This window comes from Vibrio sp. OPT46, assembly GCF_015163535.1.
GTDB lineage: Bacteria > Pseudomonadota > Gammaproteobacteria > Enterobacterales > Vibrionaceae > Vibrio > Vibrio alginolyticus.
The window spans coordinates 6,065-6,429 of sequence record NZ_JADDYG010000308.1 but is presented as its reverse complement, the minus strand read 5'-3'; the positions used below and the strand labels follow the sequence as shown (position 1 = coordinate 6,429).

General features: G+C 41.1%; 1 pseudogene. It reads left to right on the top strand.

From position 1 onward, the window contains the following. Positions 1–147: pseudogene (locus IQR33_RS14975) on the top strand (endonuclease/exonuclease/phosphatase family protein); the annotation flags it as partial. Positions 148–365: the final 218 nt, after the last annotated feature.

Here is a 365-nt window from a genome sequence, read left to right as displayed (position 1 = left end):
TTGAATGTAATAGACTCTGGTGTGTACTGGTCAGCGTCTTATGAAGAAGGCCGTAAACTATTTAACGATGCACGTATCGGTAAGTATGGTGATGGTAAGGATGTATCTTCCGACCATCGCATGATCTGGATTAAAGCACAGTTCTAGACTGCATAAAAAAAAGCCAACCACAAGGAGTCGTGATTGGCTGTATATATTTGTGAACAAGATGGTTCACTAACAACGTCAGTTGGCTAGGTGACCCTCGGCTTAGAAAGGGTCACTCATACTAAAGCATGAGGCGTGCCAACTTTTCAGCGCACAAAAACAGGTTGTTATTTAATCACTTTCATTAAAACTTAACCAATAGCTACTGTTTGCTCACA